The sequence below is a fragment of the Streptomyces parvus genome, from assembly GCF_014648875.1.
Taxonomy (GTDB): Bacteria; Actinomycetota; Actinomycetes; order Streptomycetales; family Streptomycetaceae; genus Streptomyces; species Streptomyces parvus.
This window is the reverse complement of record NZ_BMRY01000002.1, coordinates 33348-57470: the sequence shown is the minus strand read 5'-3', so window position 1 is coordinate 57470 and position 24123 is coordinate 33348. Positions and strand designations below refer to the sequence as shown.

General features: G+C 71.5%; 16 protein-coding genes. 1 reads left to right on the top strand and 15 read right to left on the bottom strand.

All coding sequences use genetic code 11. The annotated features are described in order from the left end of the window. Window positions 1–290: 290 nt before the first annotated feature. The 3 genes from obgE to rplU form a co-directional block, all read right to left on the bottom strand. Window positions 291–1727, bottom strand: coding sequence for a GTPase ObgE (obgE, locus tag IE140_RS06410; RefSeq protein WP_032762077.1), 1437 nt, complete (start codon window positions 1725–1727; stop codon window positions 291–293). Between the two features lie 156 nt (window positions 1728–1883). Further along, window positions 1884–2141, bottom strand: a complete 258-nt coding sequence (gene rpmA / locus IE140_RS06405; protein WP_006124388.1) for a 50S ribosomal protein L27 — start codon at window positions 2139–2141, stop codon at window positions 1884–1886. A 14-nt stretch (window positions 2142–2155) separates the two neighbouring features. Beyond that, window positions 2156–2476 carry a 50S ribosomal protein L21 gene (rplU, locus tag IE140_RS06400; protein WP_006124389.1) on the bottom strand — a complete coding sequence of 107 codons (321 nt, stop codon included), beginning with the start codon at window positions 2474–2476 and terminating at the stop codon, window positions 2156–2158. Window positions 2477–2777: 301 nt separating this feature from the next. Between rplU and IE140_RS06395 the strand changes: the two genes are divergently transcribed. After that, the gene (locus IE140_RS06395; protein ID WP_093441656.1) at window positions 2778–3374 is read left to right on the top strand and encodes an acyltransferase; all 597 of its coding nucleotides are present in this window, start codon (window positions 2778–2780) and stop codon (window positions 3372–3374) included. An 84-nt stretch (window positions 3375–3458) separates the two neighbouring features. On the opposite strand, the gene IE140_RS06390 is transcribed toward IE140_RS06395, so the two are convergent. From IE140_RS06390 to mrdA, 12 genes are all read right to left on the bottom strand, one after another. Continuing rightward, window positions 3459–4742: a nucleotide sugar dehydrogenase gene (locus IE140_RS06390; protein WP_150196543.1), complete on the bottom strand. Its 1284-nt coding sequence runs from the start codon at window positions 4740–4742 to the stop codon at window positions 3459–3461. Between the two features lie 4 nt (window positions 4743–4746). After that, window positions 4747–6366 (bottom strand): glycosyltransferase family 2 protein, encoded by a 1620-nt coding sequence (locus IE140_RS06385; protein WP_150196542.1) that lies wholly within the window; start codon window positions 6364–6366, stop codon window positions 4747–4749. Next, the gene (locus IE140_RS06380; RefSeq protein WP_229826713.1) at window positions 6363–7886 is read right to left on the bottom strand and encodes a glycosyltransferase family 4 protein; all 1524 of its coding nucleotides are present in this window, start codon (window positions 7884–7886) and stop codon (window positions 6363–6365) included. The genes IE140_RS06385 and IE140_RS06380 overlap by 4 nt, the downstream gene beginning before the upstream one ends. Before the next feature lie 46 nt (window positions 7887–7932). Then, on the bottom strand, window positions 7933–8952 hold the full coding sequence (locus tag IE140_RS06375) for a Gfo/Idh/MocA family protein (RefSeq protein WP_093441647.1): 1020 nt from the start codon (window positions 8950–8952) through the stop codon (window positions 7933–7935). Next, the gene (locus IE140_RS06370; protein WP_189460180.1) at window positions 8949–10067 is read right to left on the bottom strand and encodes a DegT/DnrJ/EryC1/StrS family aminotransferase; all 1119 of its coding nucleotides are present in this window, start codon (window positions 10065–10067) and stop codon (window positions 8949–8951) included. Before IE140_RS06370 ends, IE140_RS06375 begins: the two co-directional genes overlap by 4 nt. A gap of 334 nt (window positions 10068–10401) precedes the next feature. Then, the gene (locus IE140_RS06365; RefSeq protein WP_189460178.1) at window positions 10402–14637 is read right to left on the bottom strand and encodes an Rne/Rng family ribonuclease; all 4236 of its coding nucleotides are present in this window, start codon (window positions 14635–14637) and stop codon (window positions 10402–10404) included. Window positions 14638–14865: 228 nt separating this feature from the next. Then, a complete protein-coding gene (locus IE140_RS06360) occupies window positions 14866–15648 on the bottom strand; it encodes a TIGR03936 family radical SAM-associated protein (protein WP_006124399.1) in 783 nt (260 codons plus the stop codon). Between the two features lie 124 nt (window positions 15649–15772). Beyond that, window positions 15773–17008 carry a hypothetical protein gene (locus IE140_RS06355; RefSeq protein ID WP_150194967.1) on the bottom strand — a complete coding sequence of 412 codons (1236 nt, stop codon included), beginning with the start codon at window positions 17006–17008 and terminating at the stop codon, window positions 15773–15775. Window positions 17009–17076: 68 nt separating this feature from the next. After that, window positions 17077–19005 carry a TIGR03960 family B12-binding radical SAM protein gene (locus IE140_RS06350; RefSeq protein ID WP_032762087.1) on the bottom strand — a complete coding sequence of 643 codons (1929 nt, stop codon included), beginning with the start codon at window positions 19003–19005 and terminating at the stop codon, window positions 17077–17079. Window positions 19006–19057: 52 nt separating this feature from the next. Next, window positions 19058–20584 carry a CYTH and CHAD domain-containing protein gene (locus IE140_RS06345; RefSeq protein WP_150194965.1) on the bottom strand — a complete coding sequence of 509 codons (1527 nt, stop codon included), beginning with the start codon at window positions 20582–20584 and terminating at the stop codon, window positions 19058–19060. A gap of 30 nt (window positions 20585–20614) precedes the next feature. Then, on the bottom strand, window positions 20615–21808 hold the full coding sequence (gene rodA, locus IE140_RS06340) for a rod shape-determining protein RodA (protein ID WP_150194963.1): 1194 nt from the start codon (window positions 21806–21808) through the stop codon (window positions 20615–20617). Beyond that, window positions 21808–24030: a penicillin-binding protein 2 gene (gene mrdA, locus IE140_RS06335; protein ID WP_150194961.1), complete on the bottom strand. Its 2223-nt coding sequence runs from the start codon at window positions 24028–24030 to the stop codon at window positions 21808–21810. Before mrdA ends, rodA begins: the two co-directional genes overlap by 1 nt. Window positions 24031–24123 lie beyond the last annotated feature (93 nt).

Below are 24123 nucleotides of genomic sequence, written 5' to 3'. Positions count from 1 at the left end.
ACCTACCTTGCTATGACGGGGGAACAGTGTGATGGTCGCACTCTCCGTGACCGTCTCGCAAGGTGGACGTCGTCCGTCGCTCGCCCCGCGGATACCCGCAGTTCACCCTCTGGCCAGGGAGGTTGGGCGCTCCGGGGGTGTTGCGCGGGGTGACCGACCCCACAGATGTGTTGCGTAATCAGCACATGAGCAGCACGTTCACCCGGTGTGACCGGCGGAAACCGCCGACGCCCGGCCCCGAGGCTACCGGACGGCCCGCCTCCGCAGAGACGGGCCGGGGTTCGGTGCGTTTAGAAGGGGTCGAACTCGTCGTATTCCTTCTGCGCGTCGTCGCGTTCGGCGTCGCGGTCCTTGCGGCGCTGCGCGGCGGGTCGCGGGGCCTCCATGCGGTGGTCCTCGCCCCGGCGGCCGAGCATCTCCGCGCCGGCCTGCATGGTCGGCTCCCAGTCGAAGACGACCGCGTTGTCCTCGGGGCCGATCGCGACGCCGTCGCCGGCCCGGGCGCCCGCCTTGACGAGTTCGTCCTCGACCCCGAGGCGGTTGAGCCGGTCGGCGAGGTAGCCGACGGCCTCGTCGTTGTTGAAGTCGGTCTGGCGCACCCAGCGCTCGGGCTTCTCGCCACGCACCCGGTAGAGGTCCTCGCCCTCGGCGGTGACCGTGAAGCCCGCGTCGTCGACGGCCTTGGGGCGGATGACGATGCGGGTCGCCTCCTCCTTCGGCTTGGTGGCACGCGCCTCGGCGATGATCCCGGCGAGCGCGTAGCTCAGCTCGTTGAGGCCCTTGTGGGCGATCGCGGAGACCTCGAAGACGCGGTAGCCGCGGGCCTCCAGGTCGGGGCGGATCATGTCGGCGAGGTCCTGGCCGTCGGGGATGTCGACCTTGTTGAGCGCGACGATGCGGGGCCGGTCCTCCAGCCCGCCGTACTGGCGCAGCTCCTCCTCGATGATGTCGAGGTCGGAGACGGGGTCGCGGTCGGACTCCAGGGTCGCGGTGTCCAGGACGTGCACGAGCACCGAGCAGCGCTCGACGTGGCGCAGGAACTCCAGGCCGAGGCCCTTGCCCTGGCTGGCGCCGGGGATGAGGCCCGGGACGTCGGCGATCGTGTAGACCGTCGAACCGGCGGTGACGACGCCCAGGTTCGGTACGAGGGTGGTGAACGGGTAGTCCGCGATCTTCGGCTTGGCCGCGGAGAGCACCGAGATCAGCGAGGACTTGCCCGCGCTCGGGTAACCCACGAGGGCCACGTCGGCGACGGTCTTGAGCTCCAGGACGATGTCCCGGCTCTCGCCCGGCTCGCCGAGCAGCGCGAAGCCGGGGGCCTTGCGGCGGGCCGAGGCCAGCGCGGCGTTGCCGAGGCCGCCACGGCCGCCCTGACCGGCCACGAAGGTGGTGCCCTGACCGATGAGGTCGGCGAGGACGTTCCCGGCCTTGTCGAGGACGACGGTGCCGTCGGGAACGGGCAGGACCAGGTCCTGGCCGTCCTTGCCGGAGCGGTTGTCGCCGGCGCCGGGCTGGCCGTTGGTGGCCTTGCGGTGGGGGTGGTGGTGGTAGTCGAGCAGCGTGGTCACGGACTGCTCGACGACGAGGATCACGTCGCCGCCGCGTCCGCCGTTGCCCCCGTCGGGGCCGCCCAGCGGCTTGAACTTCTCACGGTGTACGGAGGCGCAGCCGTGGCCTCCGTTACCCGCGGCGGCATGCAGCTCGACGCGGTCCACGAAGGTGGTCATGGTGGGTGCCTCCAGATAACAGGTGCAGGTACAGCGGAAAAAGCGGAATTGTCTCTGTCGTAACACGCCGAGGGCGGACCCGCTTCCCCGTTCGCCGGGAAAGCTGAGATCCGCCCTCGGAAGGTGCTGTGTGTCGTTCTGCGCGCGTCGAGAGACTCAGACGGCGAGCGGAACGATGTTCACGACCTTGCGGCCGCGGTGCGTGCCGAACTCCACCGCACCGGCGGTCAGCGCGAACAGCGTGTCGTCGCCGCCACGGCCGACGCCCGCGCCGGGGTGGAAGTGGGTGCCGCGCTGGCGGACCAGGATCTCACCGGCGTTGACGGCCTGACCGCCGAAGCGCTTCACGCCGAGCCGCTGAGCATTGGAATCGCGCCCGTTCCGAGTGGACGATGCGCCCTTCTTGTGTGCCATGTGTTCTCAGTCCCTTACTTCGCAGCCGTGGGGATACCGGTGACCTTGATCGCCGTGTACTGCTGGCGGTGACCCTGGCGGCGGCGGTAGCCGGTCTTGTTCTTGTAGCGAAGGATGTCGATCTTCGCGCCCTTGTGGTGGTCCACGATCTCGGCCGTGACCTTGATGCCGTCCAGCACCCACGGGTCGCTGGTGACCGAGTCACCGTCGACAACGAGCAGGGTCGAGAGCTCGACCGTGTCGCCAACCTTGGCAGTGGAAATCTTGTCAACCTCAACGATGTCGCCGACAGCAACCTTGTGCTGGCGACCACCGCTGCGCACGATGGCGTACACGCGGATCTCTCTCTCGCTCGGAACGGAACCCCTGATGCCAGCCGCCCGCACGGGCCGGGGCCCGTGTCGATCCGGAAGGATGAGCGGCCTCTCCTGGCGGACGGCGCGAACACCGACCGTTACCGGGAGGGATGTGCTCAGGGGTAGGCGCGTTAAGGAAACACACCGAGGGTCAAGGTTACGGGGCCGGGGTGTGGGGGTCAAACCGGGTCGAGGGACCGGAGGCAGGGCCCGCGGGCCGGGGCCGGCGAGCCGCCCGCCTTATGCTTTCCGGGCGCATCAGCTCTCCGAAAGGCATGCCGTGAACTACAGGGTCCAGCCCACCGCCCAGGTCGACGAGACCGCCGAGATCGGGGACGGCTCCAGCGTCTGGGAGCTGGCGCAGATCCGCGAGGGAGCCAGGCTCGGCGAGGGCTGCGTCGTCGGCCGGGGTGCCTACGTCGGCACCGGGGTGCGCATCGGTGACAACGTGAAGCTGCAGAACTACGCCCTGGTGTACGAGCCCGCAGAGCTCGGTGACGGCGTCTTCGTCGGACCCGCCGTCGTCCTCACGAACGACCACAACCCGCGATCGGTCGACCCGGACGGCAAGCAGAAGCGTGGCGGCGACTGGGAGGCCGTCGGCGTGAAGGTCGCCGAGGGCGCGTCGCTCGGCGCCCGCTCGGTCTGCGTCGCGCCGGTCCGTATCGGCCGGTGGGCGATGGTCGCGGCCGGTGCCGTGGTCACCAAGGACGTGCCGGACTTCGCCCTGGTCGTCGGTGTGCCCGCACGGCAGATCGGCTGGGTCGGCCGGAGCGGGGTCCGCCTCGCCGCACGCGAGGGCGAGCCGGGAGTCTGGGAGTGCCCGCAGAGCGGGGCGGTGTACGAGGAGAAAGACGGCGTGCTGTCCGAGCGTTGAGATACGCCTCCGACGACATCGCGGAGCACACGGTGAGGGCGGGCGTCCGGTCGGACGCCCGCCCTCACCGTGTCTTCGGACGGCTCAGCCGCCGATGACGACGCGGCGCACGCCGGCCCAGTTGGCCGGGTCCGTCGAGCGGCGGCCGTCGACCAGGACGCGGACGTCCGGGAGGTCCGCGGCAGCAAGCTCGCGGTACTCGGCATGGTCGGCTTGGAGGACCGCGGCGGTGACGGCCTGGCCCTCGTGCGGGACGAGACCCAGAGCGGTCAACTCCTCGGGGGTGTACATCGGGTCCGAGACGAACGGCACCGCGCCGCGCGCCTTCAGGGCCTCGACGACGCCGAAGACACCGGAGAACGCGGTCTCCTTGACGCCGCCGCGGTAGGCCGCGCCCAGCACCAGGACCCCGGCGCCGTCCAGGTCGCCGTAGGCGGCGGCCAGTAGATCCACGGCGTAGGCGGGCATCGCGGCGTTGGCCTCACGGGCCGAACGCACGACGGTCGCCTCCGGGTCGTTCCACAGGTACATCCGCGGGTAGATCGGGATGCAGTGGCCGCCCACGGCGATGCCGGGCTGGTGGATGTGGCTGTACGGCTGGCTGTTGCAGGCCTCGATGACCTTCTTGACGTCGATGTCGTTCTGGTCGGCGAACCGGGCGAACTGGTTGGCCAGACCGATGTTGACGTCGCGGTAGGTGGTCTCGGCGAGCTTCGCCAGCTCGGAGGCCTCCGCCGTGCCGAGGTCCCAGACGCCGTTCGGGCGGGGCAGGTCCTCGCGCTCGTCGAAGTCGAGGACGGCCTCGTAGAAGGCGACGCCCGCGGCGGAGGACGCCTCGTCGATGCCGCCGACGAGCTTGGGGTAGCGGCGCAGGTCGGCGAAGACCCGGCCGGTGAGCACCCGCTCCGGCGAGAAGACCAGGTGGAAGTCCTCGCCGGGGGTCAGGCCCGAGCCCTCGGCCAGCATCGGCGCCCAGCGGGTACGGGTGGTGCCGACCGGGAGCGTGGTCTCGTAGCTGACCAGGGTGCCGGGCTTGAGGCCGGCCGCGATGGCCTTGGTGGCGGCGTCCATCCAGCCGAAGTCCGGGGTGCCCTCGGCGTCCACGAAGAGCGGGACGACGACCACTACGGCGTCGGACGCGGCGACCGCGGCCGTGGTGTCCGTCGTCGCGGAGAGCAGGCCCGCGCCGACCGTCTCCTTCAGCTTGACGTCCAGGTCGTGCTCGCCGGGGAACGGCTCGGTGGCCGCGTTGACGAGTTCGACGACCTTCTCGTTGACGTCGGCGCCGATGACCTTGTGACCCTTGGCGGCGAACTGCACGGCGAGCGGAAGCCCGATCTTGCCGAGCGCGACTACACAGATGTTCATCGGGTTACTTCCTCTTCGACCTGGACAGCGTTCGGCGCAGCCGTGCGCCGACGCCGGACTTCGGTTCCCGCAGGGGCGCCGTCGTGATCACGAGACGGCCTTTGCTGTTGGTACTCGCTGCCACGCGGTGGGGCTCGTCGCTCCCCCAGCGGCGTGCCAGCGGCATCGGCTGCCCATCGGTGCGGACGGGAATCTCGTACGTCGAGCCCGCCACGTCCACGTAGAGGCGAACACCCCTCTTCGACCGGGCGGCCGCCAGCGGGATGCGGGCGGTCAGCAGAGTGCCGCCGTCCTGGGCGGCGTCGGCGGTGAGTGTGCCGGCGCGCCGGGGGCTCGGGGCGTCCGCCGGCAGCTTGCGTGCACCGGTCTTGTCGGCGCTCTGGGGCATAGCCCTCTGGGCCAGGGCGACGACGGCGGAGGAGGTGTCCCCGGTGATGACGGCCCGCAGCTTCACGACGCAGGACAGCTCCGTGCCGTGCTGGTCCCAGTCGGTCGACTCCAGGCGCGTACCGGCGGAGAGGCGGCCGGTCACCGTCTCGCCGAGCACCTCGTAGTAACGGTCGTCGAGGCCGACGGCCGGGTCCCTGAATCCGGGGTAGGTGGCGAAGGCGCGGTCACCCTCCAGCAGGAAGGGCGGCGCTCCGTGCTCCGTCTCCTCCGCGATGGCGCGGGTGAGCTCCTCGACGGCCCCGCTGCGGGCGAGACCGAAGCGTGCCCGGCGCTTGACCCCGGTGCCGTCGCGCAGGCCGTCGGTGAAGTAGGCGTCCACCAGTGCGCCGACGCCCTCGCACAACTGGCGGCGGGTGTCGGCGTCGAGCGCGGGAAAGTCCTTCTGCAGGAGCTTGGTCAGCTCCCAGTCGAAGTGCCGCTTGAACACGGCGTCGCGCCGGGGACCTGCGGGGATCAGCGCGGCCGTGTGCTCCATGATCCGCTGGACACAGCGGAGCCGGGCCAGGTGGTTCGCCCGGTAGGTGATGTTGCTGGCGTCGCCGCGCTTGACCGCGTAGTAGCAGGTGTAGTCGGAGACGACGGAGATCCTCCGGGCCCGTACGCATGCCTCGATGGTGAATGGCTGGTCGCTGCCGACCGGCATGTCCTCGGGGAAGCGGAGGCTGTGCTTCTCCACCAGCTCGCGGCGGAAGAGCTTGGTGTTGGCCAGGGTGAAGGGCAGCGCCGAGTCGTAGAGGCTGACGTCGGGGTGGTTCCCGTCGTACAGCTTCTGGTGGACGTACCGGCCGTTCGTGCCGACCATCTTCCCGACGACCACGTCGGACCCGTTGGCGTCGGCGGCGGAGACCATCCGCTCCAGCGCCTCTTCGCCGAGGTGGTCGTCCGCCCCTATGAAGTAGACGAAACGGCCGGTGGCCACGTCCAGCGCCCGGTTGCTGGGCGCGGCGGGGCCTCCCGAGTTCGGCTGGTGGAGCACCTTCACCACGTCGGGGTACCGCTCGGCGTACCGGTCGAGCTCGGTGCCGCTCCCGTCGGTCGACCCGTCGTCGACGGCCACGACCTCCAGCCGCTCCAGGCCGATGCTCTGCCGGATCAGCGAGTCCAGGCACTCCGTGAGGTACGGCATGGTGTTGTAGACGGCGACGACGACGGTGACGTCAGGCTCTCGTCTCATGCCATCACCTGGGAGTCCGACTGTTGCGCCTTCACCGGCTCGGCACCGGTGAGTCGCGCGTACACGCCGTCCAGGACCTCGGCCTGCGCCTCCCAGGTCCAGTTTTCCAGCAGGCCTTCGCGGGCGTAGGCGGCACGATACTTAGCGGGGTCGGCGAGCACCGACTTGACCGCCCCTACGTAGTCGGAGACGTCCTCGGCGGTGAACACCTCGCCCTGACCGGTCCGGGCGACCATCTCCCCCATCGTCTTGACGTCACTCACGACGAACGGCAGACAAGCATGGGAGTACTCGAAGAACTTGGTGATCAGGGCGATCTCGTGGTTCGGCCAGTGGTGGATCGGGATGACGCCCACGCTGGCCGCGGACAGGAACGGGACCACCTGGTAGTGCGGCACGTACGGGAGGATGTGCAGCCGGTCCGAGACGCCGAGTTCGGCGGCTCGTTCCTTGAGTTCCTGCATGTAGGCCGAGTTCGGCCGCAGGACGACGAAGGCCACGTGCGTACCGGGGAGCTGGGGCAGCCCCTCGACCATGATGTCGAGACCCCGCTGCGGGGCCGCGGCACCGCTGTAGACCGCCAGCGGAACGTCCGGGCCGATACCGCACAGTTCGCGCAGGTCGGGCACCGGCTCCGCGGCCTGCTCCGCGGAGACCTCGGCGTCCGGGGCGTTCAGCACGACCTCCGGCAGGGTCTTCAGACCGTGGCGCTCGACCAGCATCTCCGCCAGGGTGCCGGAGACCGTGGTAACGGCGTCGGCGTACTTGGCGTACTCCCGCTCGTGCCCGCACTGCGCGATGTGCCAACGTGGGTGGGGGTTCCACGGCTTGATGCCAGGCAGGAACTCGTGCACGTCCCAGAGGAGCTTGACCTTGCGGCCCTTGGCCTCGGCGCGCAGCTTCGCCCGCGCGCCCACGCCGAGCATCCGGAAGTCGTTCGCGTGAATCACGTCGGGTTCGAGCCGGTCGATGACCTTCCCGTACGCCAGCTCGAAGTCCCACAGGGCCGGGTCGAGACGCCGCCATGCCCGGTCGCCCATGGTGCGGACCCAGAAGGCCGTGGTGAAGCGGTCCAGCGGGGAGTCCATGCTCTTGCGGCGGTGCGCGAGCGCCTCCGTGCGGCCGGCCCGGACGCGGACCCACTTGCTCAGCGCCTTCGCCAGCAGACGCGGCGGCACCAGACGCGCGACACCGAGCGAGGAACCGTTGCGCTTGGCCTCCACGCTTCGGACGTTCAGCTCGGCGCGCCACGCCTTCATCCGCTGCTTGCGGTATTCCGCGAGCGGACCGGGCGGATACGCGAGAGGCGAACGCAGAACGGCCCTGCGGTACTCGTGACGGCGCCGGTGCATGGGCGTGGGCACATGCAGCAGGCGGACCTCGGCATCGCCGAGCCACCACTTCTGGGACTTCTTGGTGGGCGACTTACCCAGAAGCACCACGTCCCACCCGGCCTCCGCCGCCGAGCGGGCTTCCTTCTGCACCCGGGAATCGCCGTTGACGCCGTTGTCGACGAGCATGACGATCTTTCCCCGGGGACTACGCTCCGGCCTCGCGGCCGAGCTGTCATTCGCCATGGCGGGCAGGCTCTCCTGTCTCGAATACGACGGTCTGGCCACGGTTGGCCGAGTCGAGCAGCGATGTCGCCACCTCGACGGTACGCAGCCCCTGCCGCAGCGTGCAGATGTCGGCGGGCTTGCCCTGCACAGCGTCGCGGAACAGCTCGTGCTCGACAAGCAGCGGCTCGCGCTTGGGGATGGCGTAGCGGATCATGTCGCCCTCGGCGACCCCGCGGAAGGCGCGCAGTGCCTCCCACTCGGTGGCGACCGCGGCGTTCGAGTGGAACGTGAGGTCGGCGGTGAGGGTGTCGGCGATGAAGCAGCCGCGCTCGCCGGTGACCGAGGTGAACCGTTCCTTGAGCGGGCTGAGCCAGTTGACCAGGTGGTTGACCATCGTGCCGTCCGACAGCTGGCCCACCGCGGAGACCATGTCCTCGTGCGGGCGGCCCGACTTGGAGACGGTGTGCGCGGCGATCGACGTGTATGTCTGGCCGGTGACCCAGCCCGTCAGATCGATGTCGTGGGTGGCCAGGTCCTTGACCACGCCGACGTCGGCGATCCGGTGCGGGAAGGGGCCCTGGCGGCGGGTGACGACCTGGTAGACGTCGCCCAGCTCGCCGGCCTCCAGGCGGGCGCGGAGCGAGAGCAGGGCGGGGTTGCAGCGTTCGATGTGGCCGACGCCTGCGACCAGGCCGCGCGACTCGAAGGCGTCGACGAGGCGACGGGCGCCCTCGACGGTGTCGGCGAGCGGCTTCTCGATCAGGGCGCCGACACCGGCGTCGGCGAGCTGGAGGCCGACCTCCTCGTGCAGCGCGGTCGGGCAGGCCACGACGGCGTAGTCGATGCCGAGGGCGATGAGCTCCTCGACGGTGGAGAGCACGGGTGCGCCCTGGGCCCAGCCGTTCTTGTCGCCCATCGGGTCGACGACGCCGACCAGTTCGACGCCCTCCAGGCTCGCGAGGACGCGGGCGTGGTGGCGGCCCATGGAGCCGAGGCCGACGAGCCCGGCCTTGAGTACGGCGGTCACAGGTTCTCCCCGAGGTCGTTCACGGCGGCGACGACGCGTTCCAGGTCGCCCTGGGTGAGCGAGGGGTGGACGGGCAGCGAGACGACTTCGGCGGCGGCCTTCTCGGTCTCGGGCAGGTCCCAGGTGCGGCCCGCCTTCTGGTCCGGCTCCCAGTAGGGCTTCAGGCGGTGGATCGGCGTCGGGTAGTAGACCGCGTTGCCGACGCCCGCCTCGGTGAGCTTCGCCATCGCGGCGTCCCGGTCGCCCCGGATGCGCACGGTGTACTGGTGGTAGATGTGCCGCGCGCCCTCGGCGACCGGCGGCGTGGTGACGGCCGGGGCCGTGATGTGGGCGTCGAGGTACGCGGCGTTGGCGCGGCGCTGCTCGGTCCAGCCCTCCAGCTTGCCCAGCTGTACGCGGCCGACGGCCGCGGACACGTCGGTCATCCGCATGTTGGCGCCGACGATCTCGTTGGCGTAGCGCTGCTCCATGCCCTGGTTGCGCAGCAGGCGCAGGGTGCGGGCCAGTTCGGCGTCGGCCGTGGAGACCATGCCGCCTTCGAGGGAGTGCATGTTCTTGGTCGGGTAGAAGCTGAAGGTGCCGCCCGCGCCGAACGCGCCGACCGGGGTGCCGTTCAGCGCCGCCGCGTGGGCCTGGCAGGCGTCCTCGACCACGGCGAGCCCGTGCTTCTCGGCGATGGGCATGAGCCTGTCCATCGCGGCGGGGTGGCCGTAGAGGTGCACCGGCATGATCGCGGCGGTGCGCGGGGTGATCGCGGCTTCGACGGCGGCCGGGTCGAGGCCGAAGCTGCCGGGCTCGATGTCGGCGAACACCACGTCGGCACCGACCAGGCGGACGGCGTTGGCGGAGGCGGCGAAGGAGAAGGAAGGGACGATCACCTCGTCGCCGGGGCCGATGCCGAGGGCCAGCAACAGCAGGTGCAGGGCCGAGGTGCCCGAGTTGACGGCGACGCAGTGGCGGTCGTCGACCAGCCGCGAGAAGCCTTCCTCGAAGGCCGCGACCTCCGGGCCCTGCACGACGCGACCGCTGCGCAGTACGCGTACCGCGGCCTCGATCTCGTCTTCCCCGATGACGGGGCGGGCAGCAGGGATCGGCTGCTCGTTGATGCTCGACATGAACGTCCTCCTTGAACACCGCAAGAGCTCGTTACCAGGCAGAGCTCTTGAGGTGCGGGACGCCCTACGAGGTCGCGCGTAACCCCACCGGCACCATGCCGACGCCCTGCCGAGGAATCCGGCCCGGCCGAAATCACCGCCGGGCCTCGTCACCGTCTGTGAGTTTCGCAAAGAAACCTCACAAGTATGGCAACCGTCGTCACATTATCAGGGATTTCTCGACCCATTTCGGGCTCGTTAACCGGTGCTTGCATCAGTTCTGAAACAAAGCAGGTGTCCCGCCCCCGTGTGCTCGGAGCGGGACACCTGAAGTGAACAACCGGTTACGGCTTCGTCAGCTCGCCGACGACTCGCCCCCCGCCGAGGGCGCGTTGACCGTCACGGACGGCGACGACTGCTCGGCGGCGACGGTCTTCTTCGTCGCCTTCTTCGCGGCCGTCTTCGCCGTCGTCTTCTTTGCGGCGGTCTTCTTCGCTGCGGTCTTCTTGGCCGCCGCCTTCTTCGCCGGGGCCTTCTTGGCGGCGGTCTTGCGGGCCGTCTTCTTCGCCGGGGCCGGCTCCGCCGCCTCGGAATCAGCCGTTGCGGCGTCCGTTGCTCCGGACTCCGCGGATTCCTCGGACTCCTTCGCCTCGGGCGCCGGAGCGACCACGACGATCTCCGCGTCGTCCGACCCGGTGGGCGAGCCCGCCGGAGCGGTGACCTTGCGGGTCACACGGCGGCGGGCACGCGGCGGGGCGGCCACGGGGGCCTCGGCCTCGGGGGCCTGCTCCGCCGGGGCCTCGGCGGCGGGGGTCTCGGCGGCGGGCGCCTCGACGACCGGGTCCTCGACCGCGACCGGGTCCGCGCTGGGCTCGGCCGGCTGCACCGGCTCCGCCGCTTCGGCCTGCTTCGGCGAACCCGCCGGGGCGGTGGCCTTACGGGTGGCCCGACGGCGCGTACGGCCCTGGGGCGCGGCCTCGGCCGGAGCCTCGGGGGTGTCGGCGGTCTCGGGGGTCTCCGCGACCTCCGCGGCGGGGGCCTCGGCGACCTCGGCAGCGGGAGCCTCCACGACCGGGGCGGGCGCCTCGGCCTTCGGGGCGCCGGCCGGGGCGGACGCCTTGCGGGAGGCCCGGCGGCGGCCACGGCGCGAGGCTGCCGCCTCGGCCTCGGCGGGGCTGCCGTAGAACTCGTCGTCCTCCCTGACCGCGGGCTCCACGGCCACCGGGGCGGCGACCTCGGCGGCCAGTTCGGCCTCGGTCTCCGTCTCCACGGGCTCGGCGGACGCGTGGGCGTCGGAGCCGTGCTCGTGGTCGTGGGTGTGCTCGTGGTCCTGGCCCGCGCCGCCACGGCGCTTCTTGGACTTCTTGCCGCCGCCACCGCCGCCGACGGACGCCGGCTGCTCCATGTGGACGATGACACCGCGGCCGTTGCAGTGGACGCAGGTCTCGGAGAAGGACTCCAGCAGACCCTGGCCCACCCGCTTGCGGGTCATCTGGACCAGGCCCAGCGAGGTGACCTCGGCGACCTGGTGCTTGGTGCGGTCGCGGCCCAGGCACTCCAGGAGGCGCCGCAGCACGAGGTCCCGGTTGGACTCCAGCACCATGTCGATGAAGTCGACGACGACGATGCCGCCGAGGTCACGCAGCCGCAGCTGGCGCACGATCTCCTCGGCCGCCTCCAGGTTGTTCCTGGTGACGGTCTCCTCCAGGTTGCCGCCCTGGCCGGTGAACTTGCCGGTGTTGACGTCGACGACGACCATCGCCTCGGTCTTGTCGATCACCAGCGAACCACCGCTGGGCAGGTAGACCTTGCGGTCCAGCGCCTTCATCAGCTGCTCGTCGATGCGGTACGTCGCGAAGACGTCGACCTCGGAGGTCCAGCGGGAGAGCCGCTCGGTGAGGTCCGGCGCGACGTGCGAGACGTACCCGTGGATGGTCTCCCACGCGTCGTCGCCGCTGACGATGACCTTGGAGAAGTCCTCGTTGAAGATGTCGCGGACAACCCGGACGGTCATGTCCGGCTCGCCGTAGAGCAGCGTCGGCGCGTTGGAGCCGCTGGTGCCCTTCGCCTTCTTCTGGATGTCCTCCCACTGCTGCTGGAGCCGCTCGACGTCACGGCGCAGCTCGTCCTCGCTCGCGCCCTCGGCGGCGGTGCGCACGATGACGCCCGCGTCCTCGGGGACGATCTTCTTGAGGATGGTCTTGAGGCGGGAGCGCTCGGTGTCGGGCAGCTTGCGGCTGATCCCGGTCATCGAGCCCTCGGGCACGTAGACCAGGTAGCGGCCGGGCAGGGAGACCTGGCTGGTGAGACGCGCGCCCTTGTGGCCGATCGGGTCCTTGGTCACCTGGACCAGGACCGACTGGCCGGACTTGAGCGCGGTCTCGATGCGGCGCGGCCCGTGGGCCATGCCGAGCGCCTCGAAGTTGACCTCACCGGCGTACAGGACGGCGTTGCGGCCCTTGCCGATGTCGACGAAGGCGGCCTCCATGGACGGCAGCACGTTCTGGACCTTGCCCAGGTAGACGTTGCCGACGTAGCTGGTGGCCTGCTCCTTGTTGACGTAGTGCTCGACGAGCACGTTGTCCTCGAGGACGCCGATCTGGGTGCGCTCGCCGTTCTGGCGGACGACCATCACGCGCTCGACGGCCTCGCGGCGGGCGAGGAACTCCGCCTCGGTGATGATCGGGACCCGGCGGCGGCCCTGCTCGCGGCCCTCGCGGCGGCGCTGCTTCTTGGCCTCCATCCGGGTCGAGCCCTTGATGGACTGGACCTCGTCGAAGCCGGTGCCCGGCTCGCGCTCCTCCTTCTTGCGCGGCTCACGGACCTTGACGACCGTACGTTCCGGATCGTCGGAACCGTTGTCGGTGTCGACGGCGGCGTCACCACTGCGGCGACGGCGACGGCGGCGGCGACGGGAGCTGCTGCTGGAGGAGGACGCCGAGGAGTCGTCGTCCTCGTCGCTCTCCTCGGCGGAGTCCTGGGCCTGGTCACGGCCGCCGTCCTGCTCGTCCTCGGAGCGGGACTCCTCGGCACGGGCGGGCGCGGACGCGTCCTCGGTGGTCTGCTCGTCGTCCGTGTCGTTGGCCTCGCCACGACGGCGACGGCGGCCACCACGACGGCGGCGGCGCGAAGGGCGGTCACCGTACTCGTCGGTGTCCTCGCCCTCGTGCTCCTCCGCCTCGGCCTCGGGGGCCTCGTCGGCGGTCTGCTCGGCGGGCGCCTCGGCCGGGGCGGTGGTCTCGGCGGCCTGCTCGGTCACCTCGGCCTCGCCACGGCGGCGGCGACGGCGGCGCGAACCACCCTGCGGCGCGGCCTCGGCGGGCGCGGCGCTCTGCTCGGCGGTCTGCTCCTCGGACTCGTCCACCTCGTCGTACGCGGCGGAGGAACCGGCCGCGGCAGCGGCGGCGGCCGCCGTCTCGGGGGTCTGGAACATCGGCTCGGCGAAGACCGGGGCCTGGAAGACGGCGACGGCGGGGCGCGTCGCACGGCGGCCCTTGCGGGTCGGCTCCTCGGTCTTCGCGGTGAACTCGGGGCGGCCGGCGGCAGCGGTGGCGCGGCGGCGCTGGCGTCCGCGCGGGGCGGCCTCCTCGACCTCGTCCGCCTCGGCGGCGAGCTCCTCGGCGACGGCGGCGGGCAGGCTCTCGCCGGTGTCGGCGGGCTCCTCGACACTCTCGGCGGCCTCGGTGACCTGCGGCGCTCCGGCGGGCGCGGACGCCTTGCGGGACGCGCGGCGGCGGGTGCGCGGGGCGGGCGCCTCCTCCGCGGCCTCGGTCTCGGCGGATTCGGCGGCGGCCGGCTCCGGCGCGGTCACCGGCTCGGCGACGGGCTCGGCGGACTGCGGCGCACCGGCCGGGGCGGAGGCACGGCGGCGGGTACGACCGCGCGGGGCGGCGGCCTCCGCGGGCTGGGCGACGGGCTCGGCGGCCGGTGCGGGCTCCGCGGCAGCGGGGGTGGCAGCGGGCTCGACGACCACGGCGGCCTCGGCGGACTGCGGGGCGCCGGCGGGCGAGGTGGCCTTGCGGGAGGCGCGACGGCGGCGGGGCGCCGGGGCCTCTTCGGGGATCTCCACGGCGACCTCGGTCTCTTCCTCGGAGTCCTCGGCGGCGGATTCCGCAGCGGGCTCGGCCGGGGTCTCGACCACCGGGGCGAGGGTCTCGGCGGCCTGCGGCGCACCGGCCGGTGACGTCGCCTTGCGGACCGCGCGACGGCGGGTGCGCGGCGCGGGTGCGGCGGGCTCCTCCTCGGCGGCGGGCGGCGCGGGGGGCTCGGCGGCCGGGGCGGGCTCGGCGGCCTCCGCCTCCACCGGCGCGGGGGCGCCCGCGGGCGCGGTGGCCTTGCGCACGGCGCGGCGGCGCGTGCGGGCGGGCGGGGCGGTCTCGGCGACCGGGGCGTCGGGTGTGTCGTCCACGGCCGGGGCGGCGGACTCGTCGGCCGGTATGGCCGGCGTGACGTCCTCGGCGGCGCTCACGGCTCCGCCGGGCGGGCCGGCGGGGCGGGAGGCGGCGCGGCGCCTGCGGCGCGGCGGCAGCTTGTCCCCGGGGGTGTTCTCTTCGTTGTTCCCGGTCGTGCCGGGTTCGTTGGGCTGAGGCATGCGGGCGGTTCTCCCGTCGTGCTCCCGGGCGCCGCGTCTGATTCCGGTCCGGCTCGGTCCGCTGTGGTGCGATACCGCCGTCCGGGGCGCGGGCGCCGCACGGGAACTGATGTCTGGCTCGCCGGTTCCGTACGCGGTGTGCGTACGGCCTGGCGAAAGTCTTGTGGGTCAGTGCGCGGCCCGACCCAGGTGGCTCCCGGGTCACAGGGCTGCGCTACAACGACCGCCCTACGCGGAACCTGCACCTTCCGGCGCCGTCGCGACGGCTGCCCCGGCGACCGCGGGATGTGCGGTCGGGGCGGCCTCGCGGTCGGGCGCGAGCGGGTCGGTCACCGTGCCGGACTCCTCGTCGAAGAGCCCCTGCGCCAGCCTCGTCACCGCAGCGGGAACGGGCGGCGCCAGGTCGGCCACAGCTCGGAGACCGGACAGGACGTCGTCGGGTCGCACGGCAGGTGTCACGTGCCGAACAACCAGGCGCAGTATCGCACAGGGCCGCTCACCCGGCCTATCGGCCGGAGCGTCGACGACCCGCAGGTCGGCGACGGCGGCGCGGGCGTCGAACGTCCGGATGCCGTTCTTGGCCTTGCGCTGGACCTCGACGGTCTCGGCGTCGTTGAACGCGGCAACGGCCGTGCGGACGTCCTCGGGGTCGACGCCGTCCAGGCGCATCTCCCAGACGGAGGCGGTGAGCCGTTCGGCCAGGCCCGAGGTGCGGGCCTCGACCGCGTCGACGATGTCGAGGCCGGCCGGCATGGACGCGTCGAGCAGTCCGCGCAGGACCTCGGGGTCCCGGGCCTCGGTAAGGGCGATCTCCAGGAACTCCGCCTCGCTGCCCGTGCCGGTGGGTGCGGCATTGGCGTAGGAGACCTTGGGGTGGGGCGTGAAGCCCGCCGAATACGCCATCGGCACCTCGGAGCGGCGCAGTGCCCGCTCGAAGGCCCGCTGGAAGTCTCGGTGGCTGGTGAACCGGAGGCGGCCGCGCTTGGTGTAGCGCAGTCGGATGCGCTGCACTGCCGGTGCGGGCGGCGGGCCTTCGGGCTGTCGCTTGCCCAGTGGTTCTTCTCCTCGGTGCGGGGCGGGCGCGGTGGCGCGCCGCCCACGAAATACGGGTGGCCCCCCGGGGTGCCGCTCCGGCTCACCCCTGTTTGGCGAACGGATCGCCGCCCAGAGGGCTCTCGGACGCCTGCGCCGCGCTGGGGACAGTCGTTGTACTACCCAGAGTACGCGCAGGGATCCCTCGCGGTTCCCCAGGCCGTTCGGCGGCGGGGGCGCCGACGAGGGCCCGCCACGCGTCGCGACGCGCCTGACGCACGGTTTCCCGGGCGGTGGTCAGGGCCGCCCGGGCGGCCCGGCCCGCTTCGGCGGCGGCGCGCCGGGCCGGGGCCCAGACCGCGTCGCGCAGGAAGTGGCCGACGGGGGTGCACACCGTGCGGTACGCCCAGGAGACCGGTGCGCCGATCAGATGCCACGCGAGCCATGCGAGGGCCCGGCCGACGGCGCGGGAGACGTACCCGGCGATCCGCCAGGCGACATCGAACGCGGCGGCGATCTCCCGGCCGACCGGGGTGAGGATCCGGCGGTACGCCCAGCCGATGGGCGCGACCAGCAGGGTCATGACCAGCCAGGCGACCGCCAGGCCGAGCCCGCGTCCGGTGGCCGCGATCCCCCGCCAGAGCTGTGCCAGGACCCAGGCGGTGCCCTGCCACAGCGTGCCCAGGGTCCAGGCGGTGCCCTGCCACAGCCTGCTCAGGAGCCAGGCCGTGCCCAGGCCGATCGGCGTGAGCACGTTGGCGTACAGCCACACCACCGGGACGACCAGGCCGTATCGCACCACAGGAACGGCCACGTACCGCCACAGGAACCGCAGCGGCACGATCAGCAGCACGGTGATCAGCCACCCGATGCCGTTGCCGAGGCCGTACAGCGCCGGAAGGAGCAGCGCGGTCCCGATCCACCGCAGGCCGTGTCCCAGCGGGGTGAGGACGTGGGCGTACAGCCACACTGCCGGCGCGGCGATCCCGTACCGGGCGACGGGGACGATCACGTACCGCCACAGCCCGATCCAGGGCCAGATGAACAGGGCGACGGCCAGCCAGGCGGCGGCCTTGCCGAGGGGCGCGATGACCCAGGTGTACAGCCAGGTCAGCGGGGCGAGTACGAGTGTGTCGAGGAGCCATGCCAGGGCCCGGCCCAGCGGGCGCAGCAGGACGCGGTCGGCGGCGTGCCAGAGCGCGGTGAGCGCGTCCCAGACCATGCGCGCGGGCAGGACGAGCACCAGGACGACGATCCGGACCGGGATCCTGATCAGAGTGGTCAGGATCCCTTCGCCGGGCTCGTATCCCTGGGGCGCCTGGTGCTTGCCGTAGTCCATGTCGTCAAGGACGCGTCAGGCCCGGTCCGGGGTTGCCGGACCGGGCCTGACGATCGTTCGGAAACGCGCTACTTGTTCACGACGCTCAGCGGCAGGAGCTTCTTGCCGGTGGGGCCGATCTGGATGTCCAGGTCGAGCTGCGGGCAGACGCCGCAGTCGAAGCAGGGGGTCCAGCGGCAGTCCTCGACCTCGGTCTCGTCGAGCGCGTCCTGCCAGTCCTCCCAGAGCCAGTCCTTGTCCAGGCCGGAGTCGAGGTGGTCCCAGGGCAGGACCTCCTCGTAGGTGCGCTCGCGGGTGGTGTACCAGGCGACGTCGACGCCGAACTCGGGGAGCGTCTTCTCGGCGCAGTTCATCCAGAGGTCGTAGCTGAAGTGCTCGCGCCAGCCGTCGAAGCGGCCGCCGGACTCGTAGACCGCGCGGATGACGGAGCCGACACGGCGGTCGCCGCGCGAGAGGAGGCCCTCGACGATGCCGGGCTTGCCGTCGTGGTAGCGGAAGCCGATGGAGCGGCCGTACTTCTTGTCGCCGCGGATCTTGTCCCGGAGCTTCTTCAGCCGGGCGTCGGTGTCCTCGGCGGAGAGCTGCGGGGCCCACTGGAAGGGGGTGTGCGGCTTGGGGACGAACCCGCCGATGGAGACGGTGCAGCGGATGTCGTTCTGACCGGAGACCTCGCGGCCCTTGGCGATGACGTTGACCGCCATGTCGCCGATCTGCAGGACGTCCTCGTCGGTCTCGGTGGGCAGGCCGCACATGAAGTACAGCTTCACCTGACGCCAGCCGTTGCCGTACGCGGTGGCGACCGTGCGGATCAGGTCCTCCTCCGAGACCATCTTGTTGATGACCTTGCGCATCCGCTCGGAGCCGCCCTCGGGGGCGAAGGTGAGACCGGAGCGGCGCCCGTTGCGGGTCAGCTCGTTGGCCAGGTCGACGTTGAACGCGTCGACGCGGGTGGAGGGCAGCGACAGGCCGATCTTGTCGTCGGTGTAGCGGTCGGCGAGGCCCTTGGCGATGTCACCGATCTCGCTGTGGTCGGCGGAGGAGAGCGAGAGGAGGCCGACCTCCTCGAAGCCGGTCGCCTTGAGACCCTTGTCGACCATTTCGCCGATGCCGGTGATGCTTCGCTCCCGCACGGGGCGCGTGATCATGCCGGCCTGGCAGAAACGGCAGCCGCGGGTGCAGCCGCGGAAGATCTCCACGGACATCCGCTCGTGCACGGTCTCCGCGAGCGGGACGAGGGGCTGCTTGGGGTAGGGCCACTCGTCGAGGTCCATCACCGTGTGCTTGGAGACCCGCCACGGCACGCCGGACCGGTTGGGCACGACGCGGCCGATGCGGCCGTCGGGGAGGTACTCGACGTCGTAGAAGCGCGGGACGTAGACGCCGCCGGTCTTCGAGAGCCGGAAGAGCACCTCGTCACGGCCGCCGGGGCGGCCCTCGGCCTTCCAGGCGCGGATGATCTCGGTGATCTCCAGGACCGCCTGCTCGCCGTCGCCGACGACCGCGCAGTCGATGAAGTCCGCGATCGGCTCGGGGTTGAAGGCCGCGTGGCCGCCCGCGAGGACGATCGGGTGGTCCACCGTGCGGTCCTTGGACTCCAGCGGGATGCCCGCCAGGTCCAGGGCGGTGAGCATGTTGGTGTAGCCGAGTTCGGTGGAGAAGCTGAGGCCGAAGACGTCGAACGCGCCGACGGGGCGGTGGCTGTCCACGGTGAACTGCGGCACGTCGTGCTCGCGCATCAGCTCTTCGAGGTCCGGCCAGACGCTGTACGTGCGCTCGGCGAGGACGCCCTCGCGCTCGTTCAGTACCTCGTAGAGGATCATGACGCCCTGGTTGGGGAGCCCGACCTCGTAGGCGTCGGGGTACATCAGGGTCCAGCGGACGTCACAGCTGTCCCAGTCCTTGACGGTGGAGTTCAGCTCACCGCCGACGTACTGGATGGGCTTCTGCACATGCGGGAGCAGAGCTTCGAGCTGTGGGAAGACCGATGCGGCAGACATCTCGCGAACCTTCGTGAGCCGGCAGGGGTGACCATCAAGCGTACCCCGCGTCTCAGTGCTTCAGATCCGCCCGCAGTCCGGGGTCCGAGGCGCGCGCCCAGACCTCGGGGAGCTCGCGCTCCCGCGCCTCGGCGGCGGCCTCATCCTGCCCGTACAGAAGTCCCCAGGTGAACGCGGTCTCCCCCGCCGCGTGCGCCTCGATCGCGAGCGCGCGCAGGGCCTCGCGGGCGACGACGCTGTCCTGGTGGTCGCCGAGGACGGACTGCACGGCCTTCACCCTCTTGGCGAACCGCTTGGCGGGCTTGCCGAGCGCGGGCCGGGCCGACTCGCCCGCGTACCGGGCGCGCTTGGCGGCCTTGCGGGCCTCGTGCATCGCGGTGTCCCGCTCGGGGCCCGGCGGGTGCTCCAGGGCGTGGTCCATCCGGCGCGCGAGCTTCTCGTAGTCCTTGAGGACGGCCCGGGGCAGGGCCCTGCCCGGTGCCTTGCCGGCGGCGGGGCGCAGGGGCGGGTCGGCGACCAGGGCGTCGAGGGCCTCCAGGAGGTCGAGATACCGCTGCCCGTCGAGTACGTCGATGATCCTGCGGCGCGATCCGGTGCGGCGGGCGGCCGACCAGGCGCGGAGCCGGCCGCGCACGGGACCGAGGGTCAGGGTCGCGGGCAGGGCCTCGACGCGGGAGCCGATGCGCTCGTCCAGGACTTCCTGGTCGCGGTCGAGGCCCAGTTCGGCGGCGAGCCACTTGAGCTCCGCGCCGAGCGGGTCGGTGACCTCGCGGTCGAGGATCCTGCGGTGGGTCTTGAAGGTGCTGCGCAGCCGGCGGGTGGCGACGCGCATCTTGTGCACGGAGTCGGGAAGGTCGCGGCGGACGGCGGGGTCGAGGCGGACGATCGTGGCGATCTGCTTGCGTACGTAGGCGAGGACGTGGTCGCCCGCGGTCCGCGGCGCGTCCTCCTCCTGCTTCTCTCCGTCCCGTCGGGGGGTCGTCTCCGCCAGCGCCCTGGCGAGCTTCGAGGAGGATGCCGCGGGGCGCACCCCGGCCTTGCGGAGCCGCTTCTCGACCGCGTCCAGCACGGCCGGGTCGCCGTCGTCGGCGAGCTCGACCTCGATCTCGGTCCAGGCGGCGCTGGTGCCGCTCCCCTCCCCCGCGAGCCGCTCCGCGAGCACCGTGTCGACACTGACCTCGGCGAGGAGTGTGCCGTCGTCGGCCAGCAGGTGGTGGACGTCCCGCGAGGAGAGCAGCCGGACGATGGGGGCGATCTCCGCCTGCCGGACCCGGGAGCGCAGGAGGGCGGCCAGCGAGGGCGGCAGGGTGTCGGAGAGCGGTTCGTGGATCTCGTCCCGGATGCCGACCGCGACGGGGAACTTCAGGTGCCACCCCTCGTCGTCCCCACCGGTCCTGCGGCGCAGGGTGAGGGAGCCGGCCGCCAGGCGGAGGTCGGCGGTGTCCCAGTAGACGGCGTCCAGCTCTGTCCGGCCGCGCGGGACGACCCGGTCGACCCCGGCCGCCCGGGTCAGGTCGGGCAGCCGGGTGTCGTCGGTGGCCTCGTACTTCCGCTCGATCTCGCGTTTGGTGTCCGCCATGTACGGACACCTACCCGCGACCGCCCGGGTTCAGGCGGACAGTGGCCGTTGCACCCTGATGGACTGGAGCAGGCCGACCGCCACCCAGACGGCGAACATCGAGGACCCTCCGTAGGAGACGAAGGGCAGCGGCAGTCCGGCGACCGGCATGATGCCGAGCGTCATGCCGATGTTCTCGAAGGACTGGAAGGCGAACCAGGCGATGATCCCGGCGGCGACGACCGTGCCGTACAGCTCGGTGGTCTCGCGGGCGATCCGGCAGGCGCGCCACAGGACGACGCCCAGGAGCACGATGATCAGCCCCGCGCCCAGGAAGCCCAGCTCCTCGCCGGCGACGGTGAAGACGAAGTCGGTCTGCTGTTCGGGCACGAACTGGCCGGTGGTCTGGGTTCCTTCGAAGAGTCCGGTGCCGGTGAGTCCGCCGGAGCCGATCGCGATGCGGGCCTGGTTGGTGTTGTAGCCGACGCCCGCCGGATCGAGCGCGGGGTTGGCGAAGGCGGCGAACCGGGCGATCTGGTAGTCGTCGAGCAGACCGAGCTGCCAGACGGCGACGGCCCCGCCCGCGCCCGCGCCGATGAGTCCGAAGACCCAGCGGTTGGAGGCGCCGGAGGCCAGCAGGACGCCGAGGACGATGACGGCCATGACCATCACCGAGCCGAGGTCCGGCATCAGCATGACGATGGCCATCGGGATCGCCGCGAGGCCCAGCGCCTTGGCGACGGTGCGGTGGTCGGGGTGGGCCTGGTCGCCCGCGTCGACGCGGGCGGCCAGCAGCATCGCCATCACCAGAATGATGGTGATCTTGGTGAACTCGGAGGGCTGGATCGAGAAGCCCGCAGGCAGCTTGATCCAGGCGTGGGCGCCGTTGACCGTGGTGCCGAGCGGGGTGAGGACCGCGAGGACCAGCAGCACGGAGATGCCGTAGAGGACCGGGACGGCTCCGCGCAGGGTGCGGTGGCCGAGCCAGATCGTGCCGATCATCAGGGCGAGGCCGATGCCGGTGTTGAGGGCGTGCCGCAGGAGGAAGAAGTACGGGTCGCCCTGGGTGAGGTGGTCGCGGTTGCGGGTCGCGGACCACACGAGGAGCGAGCCGACGAACGAGAGCACGAGCGCGGCCCCGAGCAGCGGCCAGTCCAGCCGCCGCGCGAGCGAGTCGCGGGCCGTCAGCTTGGCCCAGGGGCCCTCGTCGGGGCCGTACCCGGAGACGGAGAATCCACCTGCCATTACGGCTGCCTCCCCGTGGACGCGGGTGATCCGGTGAGTCCGGGCTGGCCTCCGGGCGGCAGGGGCAACTGGGGTTCCTGTCCTCCCGGCTGCTCCTCGGGCGTGACCGGAGTGGGGTCGTAGGGCTTGATCTTCGGCGCGTGGATCGAGCCGTCGGGCTGGACCTTCGGCAGCGCCTTCTGGGGCTCGGGCAGCAGGGCCCGCTTCAGGTCCTGGTTGCCGGCGGAGTCGAGGCCGTAGAGCGCGTCGTAGATCTTGCGGACGGCGGGCCCGGAGGAGCCGGAGCCGGTACCGCCCTGGGAGATCGTCATGACGATGGTGTAGTCGTCGGTGTAGGTCGCGAACCAGCCGGTGGTCTGCTTGCCGTACACCTGGGCGGTGCCGGTCTTGGCTCGCATCGGGATCTTGTCCTGCGGCCAGCCGCCGAACCGCCAGGCGGCGGTGCCGCCCGGCTCGACCACGGAGCGCAGCCCCTTGTCGAGGTCCTTGATGGTCTGGGCGTCGACCGGGAGCTTCCCGCTGACCTTGGGCTTGATCTCCTGGACGGTCTTGCCGTCGGGGCTGATCACGGCCTTGCCGACGGTGGGCTCGTGGAGGGTGCCGCCGTTGCTGATGGCGGCGTAGGCGGTGGCCATCTGGATGGGCGTGACGAGTACGTCACCCTGGCCGATCGAGTAGTTGATGCTGTCGTAGGCCTTGAGCTGGTTGCCTTCGAGGCAGCTCTCGTACGCGATCTGCTGGACGTAGGTGCCGCCCTTCTTGCCCTCCTTGCACCAGGCGTCCTTGTTGGCCTCCCAGAAGTCCTGCTTCCACTTGCGGTCCGGGATGCGGCCCTTGACCTCGTTGGGCAGGTCGATGCCCGTCTCGGCGCCGAGCCCGAAGTCACGGGCGGTCGTGTAGAACCAGTTCTTGGCGTCCTTCTTGGGCTTTATGCCGCCGTCCTTCACCCACTCCTCGTGGCCGAGGCGGTAGAAGACGGTGTTGCAGGAGTACTTGAGCGCGTCTCCGAGGGTGATGGGGCCGTGGCCCTGGGACTCGAAGTTCGCGAAGGTCTGGTTGCCCAGGCTGTAGGAGCTGCTGCACTCGTAGAGGTCGTTGAAGGCGTGCCCGCCGCGCACGGCGGCGCTCGCCGAGACGACCTTGAAGATCGAGCCGGCCGGGGCCTGGCCCTGGATGGCCCGGTTGAGCAGCGGGTAGTTGGACTTCTTGCTGGTGAGCTTGGCGTACTGCTTGCCGGAGATGCCGCCGACCCAGTCGTTGGGGTCGTAGTCGGGCTGGGAGGCCATCGCCACGACCCGGCCGGTCTTCGACTCCATGACGACGACCGCCCCGGAGTCGGCCTCGTACTTGCGGCCGGTGATCTTGTCGGTCTCGCCCCGGACCTGCTTCATCGCGGCGGCGAGCTCGTATTCGGCGACCGCCTGGACGCGGGCGTCGAGGCTGGTGACGAGGGTGGAGCCGGCCACCGCCGGGTCGTTCTCCGCCTCGCCCATGACGCGGCCGAGGTTGTCGACCTCGTAGCGGGTGACGCCCGCCTTGCCGCGCAGCTCCTTGTCGTAGGTGCGCTCGATCCCGGACCGGCCGACCTGGTCGGAACGGAGGTAGGGCGACGGGCCGTCCTGCGCCTGCTTGATCTCGTCGTCGGTGACGGGCGACAGATAGCCGAGCACCTGCGCGGTCTTCGCCTTGCCGGGGGCGGCGTAGCGGCGTACGGCGGTGGGTTCGGCGGTGATGCCGGGGAAGTCCTCGGCGCGCTCGCGGATCTGGAGGGCCTGCTGGGTGGTGGCCTCGTCGGTGACCGGGATCGGCTGGTAGGGCGAGCCGTTCCAGCAGGGCTGGGGGGTCTCGGAGTCGCAGAGGCGGACCTTGTCGCGGACGTCCTCGGCCTTCATGTCCAGGACCTCGGCGAGCCGGGTGAGGACGCCGACACCGTCGTCCTTCATCTTCAGCAGCTCGGTACGGCTGGCGGAGACGACGAGGCGGGTCTCGTTGTCGGCGAGCGGTACGCCGCGGGCGTCGAGGATCGAGCCACGCACGGCAGGCTGGACGACCTGCTGGACGCCGTTGCCCGCGGCTTCGGCGGTGTACTCGTCGCCGTTGCGGATCTGGAGGTACCAGAGGCGTCCGCCGAGGGTGAGCAGCAGGGAGAAGACGAGGACCTGGATGACGATGAGCCGGATCTGGACCCGCTGGGTCCGCCCGGTCTCGGGAATGTTGCTCACTGGGTGCCCCCGGTGGTGGTCCGGCTGGGGGTACGGGGGTCGTCCCCCGGGAGATACAGCCTCACGCGGTGCCCCCGGCCCCCTCGGTCACGT

Bases quoted from the DNA above. Each gene is read 5' to 3' on its own strand.
- IE140_RS06345 (WP_150194965.1), bottom strand. From the start codon at position 20,584: ATGGCGGACACCAAACGCGAGATCGAGCGGAAGTACGAGGCCACCGAC.
- IE140_RS06385 (WP_150196542.1), bottom strand. From the start codon at position 6,366: ATGAGACGAGAGCCTGACGTCACCGTCGTCGTCGCCGTCTACAACACC.
- obgE (WP_032762077.1), bottom strand. From the start codon at position 1,727: ATGACCACCTTCGTGGACCGCGTCGAGCTGCATGCCGCCGCGGGTAAC.
- IE140_RS06355 (WP_150194967.1), bottom strand. From the start codon at position 17,008: ATGGACTACGGCAAGCACCAGGCGCCCCAGGGATACGAGCCCGGCGAA.
- IE140_RS06390 (WP_150196543.1), bottom strand. From the start codon at position 4,742: ATGAACATCTGTGTAGTCGCGCTCGGCAAGATCGGGCTTCCGCTCGCC.
- IE140_RS06350 (WP_032762087.1), bottom strand. From the start codon at position 19,005: ATGTCTGCCGCATCGGTCTTCCCACAGCTCGAAGCTCTGCTCCCGCAT.
- IE140_RS06370 (WP_189460180.1), bottom strand. From the start codon at position 10,067: ATGTCGAGCATCAACGAGCAGCCGATCCCTGCTGCCCGCCCCGTCATC.
- IE140_RS06380 (WP_229826713.1), bottom strand. From the start codon at position 7,886: ATGCTCGTCGACAACGGCGTCAACGGCGATTCCCGGGTGCAGAAGGAA.
- IE140_RS06365 (WP_189460178.1), bottom strand. From the start codon at position 14,637: ATGCCTCAGCCCAACGAACCCGGCACGACCGGGAACAACGAAGAGAAC.
- rodA (WP_150194963.1), bottom strand. From the start codon at position 21,808: ATGGCAGGTGGATTCTCCGTCTCCGGGTACGGCCCCGACGAGGGCCCC.
- rpmA (WP_006124388.1), bottom strand. From the start codon at position 2,141: ATGGCACACAAGAAGGGCGCATCGTCCACTCGGAACGGGCGCGATTCC.